At 74.1% G+C, this 17,315-nt stretch carries 21 protein-coding genes and 2 pseudogenes; 14 read left to right on the top strand and 9 right to left on the bottom strand.

The genetic code is table 11. The annotated features are described in order from the left end of the window. The first annotated feature begins 2 nt into the window (after positions 1 to 2). A complete protein-coding gene (locus tag BGP03_RS08540; RefSeq protein ID WP_298798528.1) occupies positions 3 to 962 on the top strand; it encodes an alpha/beta hydrolase in 960 nt (319 codons plus the stop codon). A gap of 224 nt (positions 963 to 1,186) precedes the next feature. Here the strand turns inward: BGP03_RS08540 and BGP03_RS08545 are convergent, their stop codons facing one another. The 3 genes from BGP03_RS08545 to BGP03_RS08555 all read right to left on the bottom strand — a co-directional run bounded on the left by BGP03_RS08545 (position 1,187) and on the right by BGP03_RS08555 (position 2,635). After that, entirely contained in the window at positions 1,187 to 1,627 is a 441-nt protein-coding gene (locus BGP03_RS08545; RefSeq protein WP_296370921.1) for a nitroreductase family deazaflavin-dependent oxidoreductase, read from the bottom strand. 101 nt (positions 1,628 to 1,728) lie between these two features. Further along, on the bottom strand, positions 1,729 to 1,986 hold the full coding sequence (locus tag BGP03_RS08550) for a hypothetical protein (protein ID WP_296370922.1): 258 nt from the start codon (positions 1,984 to 1,986) through the stop codon (positions 1,729 to 1,731). Between the two features lie 10 nt (positions 1,987 to 1,996). Continuing rightward, positions 1,997 to 2,635 (bottom strand): VTT domain-containing protein, encoded by a 639-nt coding sequence (locus BGP03_RS08555; RefSeq protein WP_298798526.1) that lies wholly within the window; start codon positions 2,633 to 2,635, stop codon positions 1,997 to 1,999. A 170-nt stretch (positions 2,636 to 2,805) separates the two neighbouring features. On the opposite strand from BGP03_RS08555, the gene BGP03_RS08560 reads away from it, so the two are divergent. From BGP03_RS08560 to BGP03_RS08580, 5 genes are all read left to right on the top strand, one after another. Beyond that, the gene (locus tag BGP03_RS08560) at positions 2,806 to 3,636 is read left to right on the top strand and encodes a serine protease (RefSeq protein WP_298798524.1); all 831 of its coding nucleotides are present in this window, start codon (positions 2,806 to 2,808) and stop codon (positions 3,634 to 3,636) included. 9 nt (positions 3,637 to 3,645) lie between these two features. Beyond that, positions 3,646 to 4,395: a 3-hydroxybutyrate dehydrogenase gene (locus BGP03_RS08565; protein ID WP_296370925.1), complete on the top strand. Its 750-nt coding sequence runs from the start codon at positions 3,646 to 3,648 to the stop codon at positions 4,393 to 4,395. Positions 4,396 to 4,405: 10 nt separating this feature from the next. Next, complete coding sequence (locus BGP03_RS08570) at positions 4,406 to 5,392, top strand: 2-dehydropantoate 2-reductase (RefSeq protein ID WP_298798522.1); 987 nt, start codon at positions 4,406 to 4,408, stop codon at positions 5,390 to 5,392. Positions 5,393 to 5,649: 257 nt separating this feature from the next. Beyond that, a complete protein-coding gene (locus tag BGP03_RS08575; protein ID WP_296370927.1) occupies positions 5,650 to 6,438 on the top strand; it encodes an alpha/beta fold hydrolase in 789 nt (262 codons plus the stop codon). Positions 6,439 to 6,639: 201 nt separating this feature from the next. Beyond that, positions 6,640 to 6,930 carry a hypothetical protein gene (locus BGP03_RS08580; protein ID WP_298796021.1) on the top strand — a complete coding sequence of 97 codons (291 nt, stop codon included), beginning with the start codon at positions 6,640 to 6,642 and terminating at the stop codon, positions 6,928 to 6,930. A gap of 72 nt (positions 6,931 to 7,002) precedes the next feature. Here the strand turns inward: BGP03_RS08580 and BGP03_RS08585 are convergent, their stop codons facing one another. Further along, positions 7,003 to 7,251 carry a hypothetical protein gene (locus BGP03_RS08585; RefSeq protein ID WP_298796019.1) on the bottom strand — a complete coding sequence of 83 codons (249 nt, stop codon included), beginning with the start codon at positions 7,249 to 7,251 and terminating at the stop codon, positions 7,003 to 7,005. Here BGP03_RS08585 and BGP03_RS08590 point away from each other — a divergent pair. Together BGP03_RS08590 and BGP03_RS08595 are read left to right on the top strand one after the other, a co-directional pair. Then, complete coding sequence (locus tag BGP03_RS08590) at positions 7,205 to 7,471, top strand: hypothetical protein (RefSeq protein WP_363093409.1); 267 nt, start codon at positions 7,205 to 7,207, stop codon at positions 7,469 to 7,471. The two genes, BGP03_RS08585 and BGP03_RS08590, sit on opposite strands and share 47 nt — an antisense overlap. A gap of 69 nt (positions 7,472 to 7,540) precedes the next feature. Then, positions 7,541 to 7,840, top strand: coding sequence for a hypothetical protein (locus BGP03_RS08595; protein WP_296370929.1), 300 nt, complete (start codon positions 7,541 to 7,543; stop codon positions 7,838 to 7,840). On the opposite strand, the gene BGP03_RS08600 is transcribed toward BGP03_RS08595, so the two are convergent. Both BGP03_RS08600 and BGP03_RS08605 read right to left on the bottom strand, forming a co-directional pair. Beyond that, entirely contained in the window at positions 7,797 to 8,129 is a 333-nt protein-coding gene (locus BGP03_RS08600) for a TfoX/Sxy family protein (RefSeq protein ID WP_298796018.1), read from the bottom strand. The two genes, BGP03_RS08595 and BGP03_RS08600, sit on opposite strands and share 44 nt — an antisense overlap. Before the next feature lie 579 nt (positions 8,130 to 8,708). Next, on the bottom strand, positions 8,709 to 9,050 hold the full coding sequence (locus BGP03_RS08605; RefSeq protein WP_296370931.1) for an MmcQ/YjbR family DNA-binding protein: 342 nt from the start codon (positions 9,048 to 9,050) through the stop codon (positions 8,709 to 8,711). Between the two features lie 145 nt (positions 9,051 to 9,195). On the opposite strand from BGP03_RS08605, the gene BGP03_RS08610 reads away from it, so the two are divergent. The 6 genes from BGP03_RS08610 to BGP03_RS08635 all read left to right on the top strand — a co-directional run bounded on the left by BGP03_RS08610 (position 9,196) and on the right by BGP03_RS08635 (position 15,491). Further along, positions 9,196 to 11,592: a LuxR C-terminal-related transcriptional regulator gene (locus BGP03_RS08610; RefSeq protein ID WP_298796017.1), complete on the top strand. Its 2,397-nt coding sequence runs from the start codon at positions 9,196 to 9,198 to the stop codon at positions 11,590 to 11,592. Between the two features lie 54 nt (positions 11,593 to 11,646). Beyond that, a complete protein-coding gene (locus tag BGP03_RS08615; protein ID WP_298796016.1) occupies positions 11,647 to 12,312 on the top strand; it encodes a hypothetical protein in 666 nt (221 codons plus the stop codon). Further along, positions 12,309 to 12,926 (top strand): DUF2306 domain-containing protein, encoded by a 618-nt coding sequence (locus BGP03_RS08620; RefSeq protein ID WP_298796014.1) that lies wholly within the window; start codon positions 12,309 to 12,311, stop codon positions 12,924 to 12,926. Before BGP03_RS08615 ends, BGP03_RS08620 begins: the two co-directional genes overlap by 4 nt. Beyond that, positions 12,923 to 13,129: a hypothetical protein gene (locus BGP03_RS08625; protein WP_296370935.1), complete on the top strand. Its 207-nt coding sequence runs from the start codon at positions 12,923 to 12,925 to the stop codon at positions 13,127 to 13,129. Before BGP03_RS08620 ends, BGP03_RS08625 begins: the two co-directional genes overlap by 4 nt. 314 nt (positions 13,130 to 13,443) lie before the next feature. Next, positions 13,444 to 14,610, top strand: coding sequence for an FAD-dependent oxidoreductase (locus tag BGP03_RS08630; RefSeq protein WP_296370936.1), 1,167 nt, complete (start codon positions 13,444 to 13,446; stop codon positions 14,608 to 14,610). After that, positions 14,607 to 15,491, top strand: coding sequence for an RNA polymerase sigma-70 factor (locus BGP03_RS08635; protein ID WP_296370937.1), 885 nt, complete (start codon positions 14,607 to 14,609; stop codon positions 15,489 to 15,491). The genes BGP03_RS08630 and BGP03_RS08635 overlap by 4 nt, the downstream gene beginning before the upstream one ends. Positions 15,492 to 15,719: 228 nt before the next feature. On the opposite strand, the pseudogene BGP03_RS08640 reads toward BGP03_RS08635, so the two are convergent. The 3 genes and pseudogenes from BGP03_RS08640 to BGP03_RS08650 form a co-directional block, all read right to left on the bottom strand. After that, positions 15,720 to 15,902: pseudogene (locus BGP03_RS08640) on the bottom strand (helix-turn-helix transcriptional regulator); the annotation flags it as partial. A gap of 290 nt (positions 15,903 to 16,192) precedes the next feature. Beyond that, positions 16,193 to 16,873 (bottom strand): class F sortase, encoded by a 681-nt coding sequence (locus BGP03_RS08645; RefSeq protein WP_296370938.1) that lies wholly within the window; start codon positions 16,871 to 16,873, stop codon positions 16,193 to 16,195. After that, positions 16,870 to 17,315 (bottom strand): annotated as a pseudogene (locus tag BGP03_RS08650) (hypothetical protein); the annotation flags it as partial. The gene BGP03_RS08645 and the pseudogene BGP03_RS08650, both read right to left, overlap by 4 nt.

A 17,315-nucleotide genomic window follows, 5' to 3' on the forward strand; every position in this document is an offset into this window, starting at 1 on the left:
CTGTGATCTCGCACCGCACCGCCGACGTCAACGGCCTCACGCTGCACCTCGCCGAGTCCGGTCCCGCCGACGGGCCGGTCGTGCTGCTGCTGCACGGCTTCCCCGAGTGCTGGTACTCCTGGCGCCACCAGCTCGCCGCGCTCGGCGGGGCGGGCTTCCACGTCGTGGCCCCCGACCAGCGCGGATACGGCCGCAGCGACGCGCCGGCCGCCGTCGACGACTACACGATCCTGCACCTGGTGGGCGACGCGGTCGGCGTGCTCGACGCGGTCGGGGCGCAGCGCGCCGTGGTGGTCGGGCACGACTGGGGTGCGCCGGTGGCCTGGCACACCGCGCTGCTGCGACCGGACCGGGTGCGCGGCGTCGTCGGGCTGTCGGTGCCGTTCCTGCCCCGGTCGGCCGTACGCCCGACCGCCGGCCTGGAGAAGCGGTTCGGGCCCGGCTACTACCAGCTCTACTTCCAGACGCCGGGCGTCGCCGACGCCGAGCTCGCGGCCGATCCGCGGGCCACGCACCGCCGGCTGCTCTCGGCCACCTCGGGCGGCGACCGCCCGCCCGCGCTCGCGGTGGAGGACGGCGGCGGGTTCCTCGACACGCTGCCCGAGCCCGAGCGCCTGCCGGACTGGCTCACCGAGGCCGACCTCGACGCCTACGAGGCCGAGTACGCGCGCCACGGCTTCACCGGCGGCCTGAACTGGTACCGCAACCTCGACCGCAACTGGGCCCTGACGGCGGCCTGGAGCGGCGCCGCGATCACCCCGTCGGCGCTCTACATGGCGGGCGACCAGGACGTGGTGGTGGCGGGAGTGTCGTTCGACGGGCTGGTGTCGACGCTGCGGCGCAGCGTCACCGACCTGCGGACGGCGGTGTCGCTGCCCGGCTGCGGGCACTGGACCCAGCAGGAACGGCCCGCCGAGGTCAACCAGGCGATCCTCGACTTCGCGGGCCGTCTCGACGCGTGACACGCCGAGCGGGCGACTCGCCCATGGCGCCGGTTGGTCGCCGCCGGTCGCTCGATGGTGACCGTTGACCGTGCAACGGACTCCCTACCGGCCACCGCCCGTGTCCGCCCGTTCGACGGAGGGCCGAAATCGGCCGAAACCCACCGAACCCCGGCGCGTTGAGGGAGTGACCGGGGCCGGCGGAACAGGGGAGCCTCCGCCGGCTTCGGTTGAACCCCCGCTCGTCAGACCAGGCGGAAGACCGGGTACCCGGGTGCGATCTCGCGCAGCGTGGCATCCGACGCCGACGCGTCGACGCCGTCGAAGAACACGCCGACCTCGAACTTCCAGCGCTCGAGGTACGGCCGCAGGATCGCGGGCTTCTCGTCGTCGGCCAGCTCGACGACGGTGAACGCCTCCGTCCGCCGCCCCACCCGGAGCTCGCCACCGCCGGCGGCGCGCACGTTGCGCACCCACTGCGTGACGCCCCGCGGAGCGACGAGGTAGCGCTCGCCGTCGACGGTGAGCAGGTTGACCGGCGTGGTGCGCCACTCCCCGCTGGTGCGCCCGCGGACGGCCAGCACGCGGCTGCCCCAGACGCTGACGCCGAGGCGGGTCAGCCCGGCGACGACGGAGTTGAAGATCGCGGTGCTGCGGTCCGGGCGGATGTAGCGGGGGGTGGTCACGGGATTCTCCTCGACTGGGTGAGAGCAGTGCTCTCGTCTGAGAACAGTGAACACCTACCGGATGGACGGAGTCAAGAGCAGTGCTCTCGATTCTGGGCATCTCAGTTCTCGTGCAGCTCCAACTCGAACGCGTCGTCGCCGATCCAGATCCGCAGGCCGTCACCGTCCTCGGTGACGTAGCCGTCCTCCTCCTCGCCCATCTCGCGCGTCGCCCCCAGCGCGAGCCTGTTGAACTCGATCTTCCCGTCACCGAGGTTCACGGGGCGGTACTCCCGGGCGAGCCGCGCGGTGCGGCTCTCCGTGGCCAGGAAGACCGCGTTGTCCTCGCCGACATCTGCTATCCACCGGTGCTCAGCCATCCCGGCAGTATCAGCCCACGAGCAAGGGCTCCGGGGCGCGAACGTGCACCGACCACGGCGTCCGGCGACGCCGGGTGCGGGCCACGATCGCGAACGCGCCGGCCGTGACCACCGCCATGACGACGCCGGCGAGCAGGCTGAGCAGCGGATTCCCGCCGGTCAACGGCCCGAGCGCCATGCCGACGGCCAGCATGTAGCCGCTCCACGCGGCCGAGCTCACGATCGACCAGGGCAGGAACCGTCTCAGACTGAGACCGAACCGGCCGGCCGCGGCGGTGCTCAGCAGCCTCCCACCGGGCACGAAACGTGCCCCGACGAGCGCGACCCCGGGCCGCAGCACGAGGTGGCGACGCACCCACAGCGACAGCCCGCACTCGGCGTCGACGGTGCGGGCGAGCAGCCCGTGCGACGACCGCCCGAGGCCGAACACGAGCAGGTCACCGAGCACCGAGCCGACGAGCGCGGCCAGGAACAGCCCGACGACGGCGAGCCCGTCGTGACGCCCGAACGCCGACGCCGACGCCGACATCAGCAGCGTCTCGCTCGGCAGCACCGGGAACGGGCCGTCGGCACCGATCATGACGGTGAGCGACGGGAGCAGCCAGACGCTGTGCAGGACGGCCTCGCAGAAGGACAGCAGGTCCGGCACGGCGGTCCTCTCGGTCGTCCGGCAACAGAACCTACAGGCGGCCTCGGCCGCCCTCCCGGAGGCGTTACGACCGCCCGATCGGATGCCGTGCGCGACCCCGTCGGGTGGGATCCCCCGCCGGGCCGCGGCCACCACCTTACGGTCGACACCCACTCGTCGGGAGGTCGTTCGTGGAGAGAAGCTCACGTGCCGTCACCATCGCGGCGGTCGCGGCCGTCGGGGTCGTGATCGGCGGGGTACTCGCGCCGTCGGCCTCGGCCGCCGGTGTCACGCTCCGTGCACCGTCCTCCTTCGGTATCGGCCCGGGTGCCGTGATGAGCACGCAGATCGACGCGAGGACGGCGTCGCTGTGCACGGCCGACTTCGTGTTCCGCGGGCCGAACGCGCTCTACATCGGCATGTCGGCCCACTGCGCCGGGACGGGCCGGTCCGAGGACCCGAGCGGCTGCACCGCGCCGACGCTGCCGCTGGGCACCGAGGTGACGATCAGCGGCCGCGGCGGGCCGGAGAGCACCGGCCGGCTCGCCTACAGCTCGTGGGTGACGATGCAGGAGCGCGGCGAGGACGACCCCGCCCTGTGCCGCTACAACGACTTCGCCCTGGTGGCCGTGGACCCGGCCGACGCGGGGCTCGTCGACCCGAGCGTGCCGCTGCTCGGCGGGCCCACCGGACTGGACACCGACGGCCTGACGCCCGGTGAGACCGTCTACAGCTTCCAGCCCAACAACGGTGGCAGCGGCGTCAAGACCGGGCGCAGCGTCGCGGACGACGGGAGCGGCCGCTCCCACCAGGTCGTGATCACCCCGCCCGGCGTGCCCGGCGACTCCGGCAGCGGCTTCCTCGACGCCGACGGCCGCGCGGTCGGCGTGCTGAGCACCGAGTTCCTCGACCGCAACCACAGCAACGGCGTGGCCGACCTGGCCCTGGCCCTGGCCTACGCCGACGCCGACGGCGGTCTCGGGACCGTCACGCTCGTGCCGGGAACGGCCCCGTTCGCCTAACGTGGGGTGATGCCCCTTCTGAACGACCGCACCGCCCTCGTCACCGGAGCCGCGTCGGGGATCGGCGCGGCGATCGTCGCGCGACTGTCCGCCGACGGGGCCACCGTGCTCGCCGTCGACCGCGACGAGGCCGGTCTCAAGGCCCTCGCGGACACGGTGCCCGGCATCGAGCAGATCGTCTGCGACCTGTCGGACCCCGCCGCCGTGGACGCCCTGCCCGCCGAGGTCGACGTGCTGGTGAACAACGCGGGGATCCAGCACGTGGCCCCGATCCAGGACTTCGACCCCGACCGGTTCGCGCTGATCCTGCGCCTCATGCTGGAAACGCCGTTCCGCCTGGTCCGCCGCGTGCTGCCGCACATGTACGAGCGGGGCTGGGGCCGGGTGGTCAACGTGTCCAGCGCGCACGGGCACCGCGCCAGCCCGTTCAAGGTGGCCTACGTCAGCGCGAAGCACGGGCTGGAGGGGATGTCCAAGGTCGTGGCGCTGGAGGGCGCCGCGCACGGCGTCACCAGCAACTGCCTCTCCCCCGGCTACGTCCGCACGCCGCTGGTGGAGAAGCAGATCGACGACCAGGCCCGCGCCCACGGCATCTCCCGCGACGCGGTGCTGGAGCAGGTGCTGCTGGTGCAGCAGGCCGTGAAACGGCTCGTCGAACCGTCGGAGGTCGCGGAGCTGGCGGCGGTGCTCTACGGGCCCGCGGGGGCGTCGATCACGGGTGCGTCACTCTCGATGGACGGCGGCTGGACCGCGCGGTGATGCTGGGCCCGTGCGCTACGTGATGATCGGGGCAGGTGCCGTGGGCGGCACCATCGGGGGACGGCTGCACGAGGCGGGGCGGGACGTCGTGCTCGTCGCGCGGGGCGCCCATCTGCAGGCTCTGCGCACACGGGGGCTGCAGCTCGACGAGCCCGGGCGGTCCCGCGTGCTGCGCATCCCGGCCACCGCTACGCCGGGCGAGGTCGACTGGAGCCCCGACGACGTCGTGGTCATGGCGACCAAGACCCAGGCCAGCGCCGACCTGCTCGACGCCGTGGCCGACGCGGCGCCCGACGTGCCGGTCGTGTGCGCCCAGAACGGCGTCGCCAACGAGCGGATGGCCGCGGCCCGGTTCGCCCACGTCCTCGGGATCTGCGTGATCATCCCCTGCGAGCACCTGGAGCCCGGCCTCGTCGTCACGTTCTCGGGGCCGGTCCCCGGCGTGCTCGACATCGGGCGCTACCCGGGAGGACCCGACGAGCTGGCCACCGCGATCGCTGCCGACCTGACCGCCGCCGGTTTCAGCTCGCGGGCGGATCCGGCCATCATGCGGTGGAAGTACGGCAAGCTGCTGGTCAACCTCGGCAACGCCGCCGAGGCGGCCTGCGGCCCGGACGATCCCGACCTGCGCGAGCTCTCCGCGGCGGCGCGGGCCGAGGGCCGGGAGTGCCTCGCCGCCGCCGGCATCGACGTCGTCCCGGCGCCGGAGGAGAAGCAGCGCCGCGCCGGCTTCGTCGTGCGGCGGGCCGTCGGTCCGCACGTGCGCCACGGCGGCTCCACCTGGCAGAGCCTGCAGCGCGGCACGGGCTCGGTGGAGGCCGCCCACCTCAACGGCGAGATCGTCGCGCTGGGCCGCCGCCACGGCGTCGCCACGCCCGTGAACGCCCTCCTGCTCGCGGTGGTGGAGGAGATGGCCCGCGCGGGCGAGGCACCCGGCGGCCGGAACGCGGCGGAGCTCATCGCGCAGGCCACCCGGTCGCCGGCATCGCGAACATGACCTCGTCGACGTAGCCGCCGCCCGAACCGGCGCGGACAGGGGTTCGGCGTGCCGGTCCAGCGGCAGCGCGAGGTGCAGGTGGTCGTCGACGCGGAGACCGGTCATCGGCCCACCCTCCCGCGCGGTGTCGCGGTGTCGCGGTGTCGCGGTGTCGCGGTGTCGCGGTGTCGCGGTGTCGCGGTGTCGCGGTGGCGTCGCGGGGGGCGCAGACTTCTCCCGTGGTCCCGGACCAGGTAGCCGCGGCCGACGGCCGTCACATGGATCTGCACTCCGTCGGCGACGGGCCCGGGGTCGTCGTCGTGCACGGCAGCGCGGTGTCGGCGGCGGACTACCGCCGGCTCGCCGACGCGCTGGCCCCCCGGTTCACCGTGCACCTCTACGACCGGCGCGGGCGGGGCTCCCGCGGCCCCGTCGAGCCCACGCACGGCGTCGCGTCCGACGTCGAGGACCTGCGGGCGGTGCTGCGGCACACCGGTGCCCGCACGGTGCTCGCCCACAGCTACGGCGGCCTGGTCGCCCTGACCGGCGCGCCGACGCTGCCGATCGACCGGATGGCCGTCTACGACGCCGCGGTGTCGATCGACGGCGGGTTCCCGTCGGCCTACGTCGAACCGTTCGCCCGCGCCGCCGCGGCCGACGACTTCCCACGGGCGATGGCGGTGCTGGGCCACGGCCTCGGGTCCGTGGGGGCGCTGTCGCGGCTGCCCGTCCCCGTGCTGACGGTGCTGGCCCACGGATTCGCCGCCACCGCGATGGGACGCGCGTGGCGGCTCATGATCCCGAGCGCGGTGGCCGAGGCGCGCGAGGTGCGGGCCCACGACGCTCCGGCGAACGCCTACGCCGGCGTCACCACCGACGTCCTGCTGGCCACCGGTGGGCGCAGTCCCGCCTACTTCGCCCCGGCCTCGGCGGCGATCGCGCGGGTGCTCCCGCGGGCCAGGCACGTCGTCGTCCCGAAGGCCGACCACAACGCGATCATGGGCGCCGCCGCCCCGTTCGTGGAGCGGTTCGCCAGGTTCTTCCTCAATAGTGATGACGTTTCGTAACAGACCGTCGCAGTGAGCGAACGCCGGCCAGCAGGCACGGCAGTTGTCTCATGTGGACGAGTACCTCGCGACCGCAGGTGGCATGTTCTGGGTGCAGCGGCAGAACAGCCCCGGCACGGCCGCGCCCGGCACGCCGGTGACGATCAACGACACGGCGCCACCGCCGACCGCTGGAACCTCGGTACCGTCGAGATCCTGCCCGTGAACACCGACACCACCGCGCCCACCGCGCCGTCCGGCCTGTCGGCGAGCAGCCCCGGCGCCGGTCAGGCGCTGAGCTGGACCGCGGCCACCGACACCGTCGGTGTCACCGCCTACGACGTCTACCGCTCGACGACGGCGGCCTTCACCCCGTCGACGGCCACCCTCGTGAAGAGCCTCGGCGCCGTCACCACCTACACCGACACCGACACCGCCACCGGGCACCGACACCGGGCTCGCTGGGCACCTACCATGACGTCGTCAAGGCGCGGGACGCCGCGGGCAACGTGAGCGCGTCGTCGAACCAGGCATCGCTCGTGGTGGCCGACACCACCGCACCCACGAGCCCCACCGCTCCTCCACCTACGGCACGCTCGAGTACCGGGCCAAGCAGCCGGTCGGCACGGGCACCTGGCCCGCGCAGTGGCTGCTCGGGGCCAACTGCCAGGCCGCGTTCAAGACCACGGCCGAGGACACGGGCGGCTGAAACCGGCCGCAGGTCGGCTCCGACGAGATCGACGTCAGCGAGTTCAAGGGCAGCACCACCGTCGACTGGCAGAACGTCATCTCGGGCAACAGCGACTTTCGGACCTGCAAGCCGACGGTGTCCAACGCCAACACCAACTGGCACGTCTACCAGCTCGTCCGGAAGCCCGGGTCGCTCGTGTGGAAGGTGGACGGCGTGACGACCTGCACGCAGACGAAGGCCGTGCCGACCACGCCGATGTTCATGATCATCAACACCGCCCTGGGCGGCAGGGGCGGCGGCACCATCAAGAGCAGCACGTTGCCCCAGACGATGCTCGTGGACTACGTCCGCCTCACGCAGTGACCGGATAGCCGACGGCGCCCGGGACGCAACCACGTTGCGTCCCGGGCGCCGTCGTTGCACGGTGAGGTCATGTCGGAACAAGCGCTGTCGGGTGACCTGGCCTTCCCCGACAACGCGGGCTGCGCCGGGGTCCGGCACCGCGTCGGCGGCACCCCCGGCCTGTGCCTGGCCCAGCCGGTGCTGACGGTCGTGCAGCGCCTCGAGCACCCACGCCCGAAGACCGTGCGCCTGTTCGTGTGCGAGGCCCACGCCGTCGGTCAGACCGACCCGCGGGCGCTCACCGTCCACGACCGGGCCGAGCTGCGGCGCCGCCGGGCGTCGGCCACTACTTCGGCGGCAGCGACCGGACGTGGGCGACGCCGAGCCTGACCCACCTGCGCAGCTCCTCGTCGGTCGCGTCCGCCTCGATGTCGACGTGCAGCCAGCCGTCCATCTCCCGCCCGCGCATGACGAACCGGCTCGCGCGGGGATCGGTGATCAGCGCGTCGGTCTCGGCCGGGTCGACGCGCAGCAGCAACCCGCCCCGACCGCTCGCGCTGACGGCCATGTGCCCGGCCACCATGAACGCCAGGCCGCCGAACATCGCCTTCTCCCGCACGTCGGGCTCGACGGCGAGGATCTCGCGCAGGCGGTCGGCCATGTCGGCGTCGTACGTCACGCGGGCAGTATCGCGAAGGTCGTGCGCGGATATCAGTGCTCCGGCGCTGATTTCCGCGCACGGGTGGCGCGCAGCTCGTCGACTGCGGGCCGCTCGCGCGACCACCTGCGCGACGCTCCACCCTGACACGCGGGATCCGGCAGCGGCGGCACCTGCACCGCCGATCGCGCCGAGTCCCGTCAGCAGTGCCGTACCTCCGGCCATCCCGAAACCACCGGCGGCCATGGATCCGCCGCCCAACGCGGCCAATCCCGCCGACGTCGCGGCCGCGCCGCTGAGGCCCAATGCGCTGCCGACTGCGGCGCCGATCAAGGGCGCCGCCACGCCCATCGTCGCCACACCGAGCGCCAGACCTGCCGCGGACGCGACGGCGATCCGACCCCACCGCACGTTCCGCCTCGAGAACGCCCGTGCCACGGCCGCGAACTCCGCAGTGACCGTGTCCAGGTCACCGGGGCGCAGGACGGGCAGATGGTCGGCAACGGCCAGGAGCGCGTCGCGGCGGGCCCGTGGCACCCATGCCGCCGTCGTACGGGGGCTGAAGGCAACACGGACGTTACGGACATCAGGTCGGACGCCTCACCGTTCGCAGCGCATCCGCCAGGCGTCGGTGACGAGCTCCTCGAGCCGCTCCACGGTGACCCGCTCCAGCCGCACCATCACGAGCGGGAAGCTGTCGTAGGAAGGCGTGCTGAAGAACAGCTCCGGCTCGCCGAGCACCAGCGCCTGCTTCTCCGCCTCGTCCCCGACGTACAGCACGGCGATGTCCGTGCGGATCACCCGTCGCCGGCCCGGCTCCCGCTCGGGGTAGGACCAGACGAACCCCTGGCCGCCGACGCGGAAATCGAAGCCGTCGCTCTCGATCTCCCGGACGCCGTCGAGCGAGAGGGCGATCCGCCGGACGTCCTCGGCATCGGCCACGACGAGGATCCTGGCAAAGAGGGACACGGCCCGTCACATCAGGGATGTGGCGTCCGTTCACGCGGACTCCGTTCCGGACCTGCACGCGGGCCTGGGCCGCTCCGGCGGGTGACGAGCGGGCCCCCGCAGGTCCATGCTGGTGCCGATGACGGTCACGCTCGAGTCCAAGCTCCACATGCCCGTGAACCGGGGCCCACTGGTGCCGCGGCCACGGCTGGCGGCACTCCTGGGCGACGGCACGACGGTGACCCTGACGCTCGTCTCGGCACCCGCCGGGTTCGGCAAGACGACGCTGCTGGCCGACGCGCTGGCGGCGGCCGGGCGGCCCGTGGCCTGGCTCTCGCTCGACCGCGACGACAACGATCCCGCGCGGTTCTGGACCTACGTGGCCACGGCGCTGTCCCGGCCGCCGGAGTCCTCCCTCACCGCCCTGCTCAACGACCTGGCCGTCCGCACCACCGACGTCGTACTCGTGCTCGACGACTACCACGTCATCGACGCCACCGAGATCCACGACGGGATGGCCTTCCTGCTGGAGCACCTCCCCCCGCGGGCCCACGTGGTGATCGCCGGCCGCGCGGACCCGCCGTTCCCGCTCGCCCGGATGCGGGCGAGCGGCGAGCTCGTCGAGATCCGCGCCGCCGACCTGCGCTTCACGCCCGACGAGGCCGCCGCGTACCTCGGCGACGCGGTGGGACCGGACCTCGCCCCGGCCGACGTCGCGGCGCTGGAGGAACGGACGGAGGGCTGGATCGCCGCGCTCCAGCTCGCCGCGCTGTCGCTGCGGGGCCGATCCGACATCAGCGGCGTCGTCGCCCGGTTCGCCGGAACCGACCGCTACGTCGTCGACTACCTGGTGGAGGAGGTGCTGGCCCACCAGCCCGACGCGGTGCGGGACTTCCTGCTGCGGACCGCGGTGCTCGACCGGCTCACGGGCCCGCTGTGCGACGCCGTCACCGGCCGCGACGACGGCACCCGGATGCTCGTGGAGCTGGAGCGCGCCAACCTGTTCCTCGTCCCGCTGGACGACCACCGCGAGTGGTACCGCTACCACCACCTCTTCGCCGACGTCCTGCGCGCCCGGTTGCCCGGCGGGCAGGCCCCGTTGCTGCACGGGCGCGCGAGCGTGTGGCACGAGCGGCACGACCAGCCCGAGGACGCCGTCCGCCATGCCCTGGCCGCCGGCGACGTCGACCGCGCCGCCCGGCTGATGGAGCTGGCCGTGCCGGAGATCCGGCGCACCCGGCAGGACACGCTGTTCCTGGGCTGGCTCGGTGCGCTGCCCGACGACGTCGTGCGCCGCAGCCCGGTGCTGAGCGTCTTCCGCGGGTGGATGTTCATGCTGACCGGCGACCTGGACGCGTTCGAGCGCCGGCTCGACGACGCGGAACGGGCCGCTCCCCCGGCGGCGGACTCCGCGGAGCTCCGCCGGTTGCCGGCGACGATCGCGGTCTACCGGGCATCGATCGCGCAGGCCCGGGGCGACCTGGCCGGCACGGCGGAGCACGCCCGGCGCGCACTCGCCCTGGCCGGGCCGGACGACCACCTCGCCCGGGGCGGTGGGTACGGCTTCCTCGGCCTCGCCGCGTGGGCCGAGGGCGACGTGACCACGGCACTGGAGACGTTCGGGAGGTCGGTGACCAGCCTGTACACGGGCGGCAACCTGGTCGACGCGCTCAGCGGCACGGTCCTGCTCGCCGACATGTGGCGCGCGGCGGGACGGCCCGACACAGCCCGTGGGCTCCTCGAACGGGCGGTGGCCGGGGCGCCGTCCGATGCCGCCGACCTGCACGTCGCCCTGAGCGAGCTCGACCACGCGACCGGTGATCACGACAGCGCCCGGCGCCACCTCGACACCGCCGTGGTGCTCGACGAGCGGGTGCGGACCGCGGCGGGCCGGTCCCGGTGGTTCGTGGCCGCCAGCCTGCTCGCCGAGGCCGACGAGGCCGTCCGGCTCCTGGACGAGGCCGAGGCGCACCACCTGCCGGGTCACCTCCCCGAGGTGCGTCCCGTCCCGGCGATGCGGGCGCGGGTCCGGATCACGCAGGGCCGGCTGGCCGACGCCGCGGACTGGGCCCGCGAACGCGGCGTGACCGTCGCCGACGAGGCCCGCCACCTCCGCGAGTACGACCATCTCACCCTGGTGCGGCTGCTCCTCGCGCAACGCCGGGCCGCGCAGGCCGTCCCGCTGCTGGAGCGGCTGCTCGACGCCGCCGAGAGCTCCGGACGCGCCGGGAGCGCCGTCGAGATCCGGAGGTTGCTCGCCCTCGCGCGGGAAGGGCGGTCACCGACGCCGGTTCCGGACCTGACCGACCGGGAGCAGCAGGTGCTGCGGCTGCTCGCCGGCGAAGGGAGCGGCCCGCAGATCGCGCGCGAGCTCTACGTCACGCAGAACACGCTGCGCACCCACACCAAGCACATCTTCACCAAGCTCGCCGTCACCGACCGCCGGGCGGCGGTGCGCCGCGCCCACGAGCTCGGCCTGCTCTACCCCGATCCCTCACATCATGTGGTGACGCCCGGTCGCTCCTCTGCTCCCTAGCGTCGGGTCGTCCCGCTGCGACCGCGGCGGACACCCCGACGCCGGGAGCCGGACATGACCGTCTCGACCACCACCCTCACCCGCGCGGCCGGCCTGGCCGCGGTCGTGGCGGGCCTGCTGTTCGTCGCCGTCCAGATCAACCACCCCCATCTCGATCCCACCTTCGTCACCACCACCGGGTACGCGGTCCGCGAGACGATGAAGCTGGTGTTCGCGGCCCTCGCTCTCGCCGGGACCACCGGCATGTACCTGAGCCAGGTGAAGCAGACCGGCGTCCTCGGCCTGCTGGGCTACCTCCTGTTCGGCGTCAACTTCCTCATCGTCCTGAGCATCCAGATCGTCGGGCTGGGCGTCCTCCCGGTGCTCGCCCGCAGCGAGCCCGGCTACGTCGCCGACGTCCTCGCCGTGGCCACCGGTGGCCACGCGACCGGCGACATCGGCCTGCTGCAGACCGTCAACATGGTCGCCGGCGTCAGCTACATCGGCGGCGGGCTCCTGTTCGGCATCGCCCTGTTCCGCGCCCGTGTCCTGGCCCGGTGGGCCTGCGTGGTGCTCGCCGCCGGCACCGTCGCCTCCCTCGCGATCCCGCTGCTGCCGCAGCTGAACTTCCGGTTGTTCGCCGTCCCGACGGGCGTCGCCCTCATCGGCCTCGGGTACTCGCTGTGGCGCCTGCAGCGCACCCCGGCCGCCCCGCGGCTCGACGCGACCGTCGTCGCGTGACGAGCCAGGTCCGGGCGCGCGCGGGCCGGTGGGTGCCGTTCGCGCTGATCGCCCTCGTCCTCGTCCCGGCCGTCAGCGGGTCCCTGCGGCTGGTCGAGGTGTTCGGCGGACCGCACCTCATGCCCGCGAACGCCCGGATCAGCGCGTCGCCGCTGCCGGTGGTGGTGCACATCGTCGGCGCGGTCGGCTACGCGGTGCTCGGCGCGTTCCAGTTCTCGTCGGCGCTGCGCCGCCGCCGGCCGGCCTGGCACCGGTCGGCCGGGCGCGTCGTGGTGGTGCTGGGCCTGGCCGTGGCGTTCTCGGGGCTGTGGATGACGCTGTTCTACACGCGCCAGCCCGGCACCGGCGAGCTCGCGTACCTGCTGCGGCTCGGGTTCGGCTCGGGCATGGCGGCCTGCCTCGTCCTGGGCGTGAGCGCGATCCGCCGCGGTGACGTCACCCGGCACCGGGCCTGGATGGTCCGCGCCTACGCCCTGGCGCTGGGTGCCGGCACCCAGGTGTTCACGCTGGCTCTCGGGACCGCGGCGTTCGGCATCGACCTCATGCTGGGCGCGGGTTGGGTCGTCAACCTCGCGGCCGCCGAGTACGTGATCCGACGGGTCCGGGTCCGGTGACCCGCGCCTACCGGCTCCGGGTCGACGGGCACCTCGACGACCACTGGTCGGCGTGGTTCGGCGACCTCGCCCTGACCCGGGACCTCGACGGCACCACGAGCCTCAGCGGCGCCGTCCAGGACCAGGCGGCGCTGCACGGGCTGCTCGCGAAGGTCCGCGACATGGGCCTCACCCTGATCTCCGTGGACGCCGTCGACCTGTGACACGGGTGGTCGCCAACCCTCCGAGGCCACCGTGCGCGGCCCTGGACCCCGGGACGGAGTCCGCGCCGACGCTCGTGTCCGCCCCCGCTCCCGGCCCGCGGAGGGTGCGCCTCGACGACGGGCCGGAGGAGGAGACCCGTGGCCGGTGCTGTACGCGGTCGCCGGGTCCGCGCCGGCACCGGGGCCGCCGCGATCCTGCCCGTGCGGGGGGCCCGCCGAGGACGTGACGTGGCGCACACCCGCCGTCGCGCTGTCACGCCCCGGGGGCCGGTCGGTGTCCCGAGGCCGGACACCGACCGAGCAGAGGAGCGGACATGACCGCGAACACCCAGGTTGTCGTCGTCGGCGGCGGATACGCCGGCGTGATCGCCGCGAACCACCTGCGGACCCGCGACGACGTGGACATCACGCTGATCAACCCCCGACCGTCGTTCGTCGAGCGGATCCGGCTGCACCAGCTCGTCACCGGATCCGACGACGCGGTGGTCGGCTACGCGACGGTGCTGGGGGCGGGCGTCCGGCTCGTCGTCGACGAGGTGACGGCCATCGACACGGCGCACCGCACGGTGGCGCTGGCCTCGGGCGACGCGCTCGGTTACGACTACCTCGTCTACGCGGTGGGCAGCCGCACCGCCGCACCGACGGTGCCGGGGGCGGCCGAGTTCGTCCACACCGTCGGCGAGATCGAGCACGCCGAGCGCCTGCGCGTGGCCGTGGGTGAGCTGGGCCGCGGCGCGCCGCTGACGGTGGTCGGCGGCGGCCCCACCGGCATCGAGACGGCCGCCGAGCTCGCCGAGCAGGGCCGCGCGGTCACCCTGGTGTGCGGCGGCGGCCTCGGGCCCTACCTCAGCGCGCCGGGCCGCCGTTCGGTCGCCCGCCGGCTCGCCGCGCTGGGCGTCACCGTGCTCCACACCGCCGTCGCGGCCGTCCGGGAGGACGCGGTCGTGCTCGCCGACGGACGCGAGCTGCCCAGCGCCGTCACCGTCTGGACCGCGGGCTTCGCCACGCCGGACCTGGCCACCCGCAGCGGCCTGCGCACCGACGCGATGGGCCGGCTGCTCACCGACGAGACGCTGACCAGCGTCGACGACCCGCGCATCGTCGCGGCCGGGGATGCCGCGGCGCCCTCGGGCCGGCCGCTCCGGATGAGCTGCCAGGCCGCGATCCCGCTGGGTGCCCAGGCCGCCAACACGGTGCTGAGCCGTATCGCGGGCACCGAGCCCGCGGCGCTCCGCCAGGCGTTCGTCGGGCAGTGCGTCAGCCTGGGTCGTCACGGGGGCACCATCCAGCTGGCCCGCACCGACGACACCGCGCTCCCGCTCTACGTCGGCGGCCGGGCGGCCGCCGCGATCAAGGAGGGCGTCTGCCGGGGCACCGTCTGGCAGCTCGCGCAGGAGGCCCGCAAGCCCGGCTCCTACTTCTGGCTCAAGGGCGGCGGGCGACAGCAGCGGCTCTCGGCGGCTACGGTTCCGGTCCCATGACCGGCCACGCCGAACGCTTCACGCCGCTGCGGCCGCTGCTGTTCACGATCGCCTACGAGATCCTCGGCTCGGCGACCGAGGCCGACGACGTGCTGCAGGACAGCTACCTGCGCTGGGCCGACGTCGACCTCGAGACCGTGCGCGAGCCGAAGTCCTACCTCGCCAAGGTCGTCACCCGGCAGGCGCTGAACGTGCTGCGCGCCAACGCCCGGCGGCGCGAGGACTACATCGGACCGTGGCTGCCCGAGCCCCTGCTGCTCGACGAGCACGACCCGGTGTCGGACGTCGTGCTCGCCGAGTCGGTGTCCACCGCGATGCTGGTGGTGCTGGAGACGTTGAGCCCCGACGAGCGGGCGGTGTTCGTCCTGCGCGAGGTGTTCGGGTTCGACTACGACGACATCGCCTCCGCCGTCGGCCGGCCCGCACCGACGGTGCGCCAGATCGCCCACCGGGCCCGCGAACACGTCCGCGCCCGGCGCCGGCGCTTCGAACCGGTCGACGAGGTGCTGTCGGCGCAGATCACCGGCGAGTTCCTCGCCGCCGCGGCCACCGGCGACGTCGAGAAGCTGATGGCGACCCTCGCCCCGGACGTGGCGTGGACCGCCGACAGCAACGGCAAGGCCAGCGCCGCCCGCCGCCCGGTGCTGGGTGCGGAGAAGGTCGCCCGGCTGATCGCGGGGATGATGCGGGGCGCCGGCACGCGCGGCCGTTTCGAGCCGGCCGTCTACAACAGCGCCCCGGCCCTGGTGCTGTACGACGACGACCACCTGGAGGGCGTCATCACCGTCGAGATCAACGACGGCCGGATCACCAACTTCTACGCCATGCGCAATCCCGACAAGCTGGCGGCGGTGTCGGTGCGGCGGACGATCGGGCGCTGACCCGGCCGGGCTCCACGGGACCCGGGTCGAGCGACGCCGTCCGGTGCTCCCGGTCGGAGTCGGCGACCCGGATCGAGGCGCCGACCAGCGCGCCGACGGGAACGGCCAGCACCACCCAGGCGACGAGTCCCGCGCCGATCCACACCGCGATCACGACGGGGTCAGCCCGTCGTGCACGTCGTGGAGCGGCCGCGGCCCGTCGCCGTGCACCCCGGTGTCGCCGACGACGAGGATCCCGCACTGGTAGCCCCGGGAGACGGCGTGGGCGCGGTCCCGCACACCGAGGTTGGTGTAGAGGCGGCGGGCGTAGGTCTTGACCGTGTCCTCGCTGATGTGCAGGGCCCGGCCGATCTGCGCGTTGCTCGACCCGCCGGCCATGCCCACGAGAACCTGCACCTCGCGGTCCGAGAGCGGCTCCCGGGTCCCGACCGACACGGCCGACCGGGAGAGCATCGGCCCGATCGCCGCGCACAGCGTGACGACGACGGTGGCCAGCTGGCTCGGGCGGACGTCGAGCGCGAGGTGCGCCAGGAGCAGCCGTCGCAGCTCCGTGGTCGGGCCGTCCGGTGTCACCGGCCGGGTACCGGCGGCGGCGAGGGGGCGGGCGATCGGCGATGCGGTCATGGGGGTCGACCCGTCTCGTTGCAGGGGCACGATGGTGCGCACGTTCGGTGCGCCTCTCCAGCCGTTCACCGGGGCCGTCACCCCGCGCCGGCGGGTGCGGGCGTGGTGGAGACGAGGGAGGTGTAGACGACCACGTTGGAGCGGTAGCTGCGGGCCACCCGGTCGAACTCCCCGCCGCAGGTGACCAGCTGCAGGGCGCTGGAGCCGTGCGAGCCGTAGACCCGCTGGGCCGGGAACGCCGTCTTGGGGTAGGTCGCGACCTCGGTGACCTGGAAGTGCGTGACCACGCCGTCGGCCAGCGCCACCTCGATGGCGTCGCCGTTCTTCAGGGCGCGCAGGCGGAAGAACACCGCCGGTCCCTGGTAGCTGTCGACGTGCCCGAGGATCACCGCGGATCCTGTCTGGCCGGGGGCCGGCCCGAGGCGGAACCAGCCCGGGCGCTGGAAGTCCGTGGGGACCTCCACCGTCCGGTCGGCGTTGAGACCCAGGGTGGAGAGCGGCACCGTCAGCCCGATCGCCGGGATGCGGAGCTCCACCGGCGCCGACCGCACCGCGACCGGGGCCACCGGCGCGGCCCCGGGGTTCGCGACGCCGGTCGACGGCACGGCCGGGGCCGCCGGCGCGTCGACCAGCGCGTTGTCGTTGCCGCGCACCCCGATCACCACCAGGCCGGCCGCGACCAGCAGGAGCACCGCGGTGGCGATCCACCACCGTCGCGGGCCCGACGTGGGTCGTCGGACGGGCGCCGTCCACGTCACGCGGCCGTGTCCTCGCTGGTCGGCGTGACGCCGGTGGCCGAGCGGCGTCGCCGGAACCCGACTCCCGCGGTCGTGGCGGCGGCGGCGAGCGCGAGGACACCGAGCCCGAGCGCTCCCTCGTCGACCGCGTGCGACGCGCCGCCCGCACCGGTCTCGGGGTGACCGAGCGGGATGACCGTCACGCCGCTGTAGCCGCCGGAGCCGCCGGAGCTGCCCGCGCCACCCGTTCCGCCGGTGCCACCCGAGCCACCCGAGCCACCCGTGGCCGCCTGCTCCTCGGTGGTCGTCGTGGCCGAACCGCTGCTCGTGGACGTGCCCCCGCCGGTGTACCCACCGCCGCCACCTGCGTTGCCGCCGCCACCGTTGCCGCCGCCCCCACCGTTGCCGCCGCCACCGCCGTTGTTGCCGCCGCCGTTGCCGCCACCGTTGTTCCCGCCGCCGC

Source organism: Pseudonocardia sp. 73-21, assembly GCF_001899645.1.
Classification (GTDB): Bacteria; Actinomycetota; Actinomycetes; order Mycobacteriales; family Pseudonocardiaceae; genus Pseudonocardia.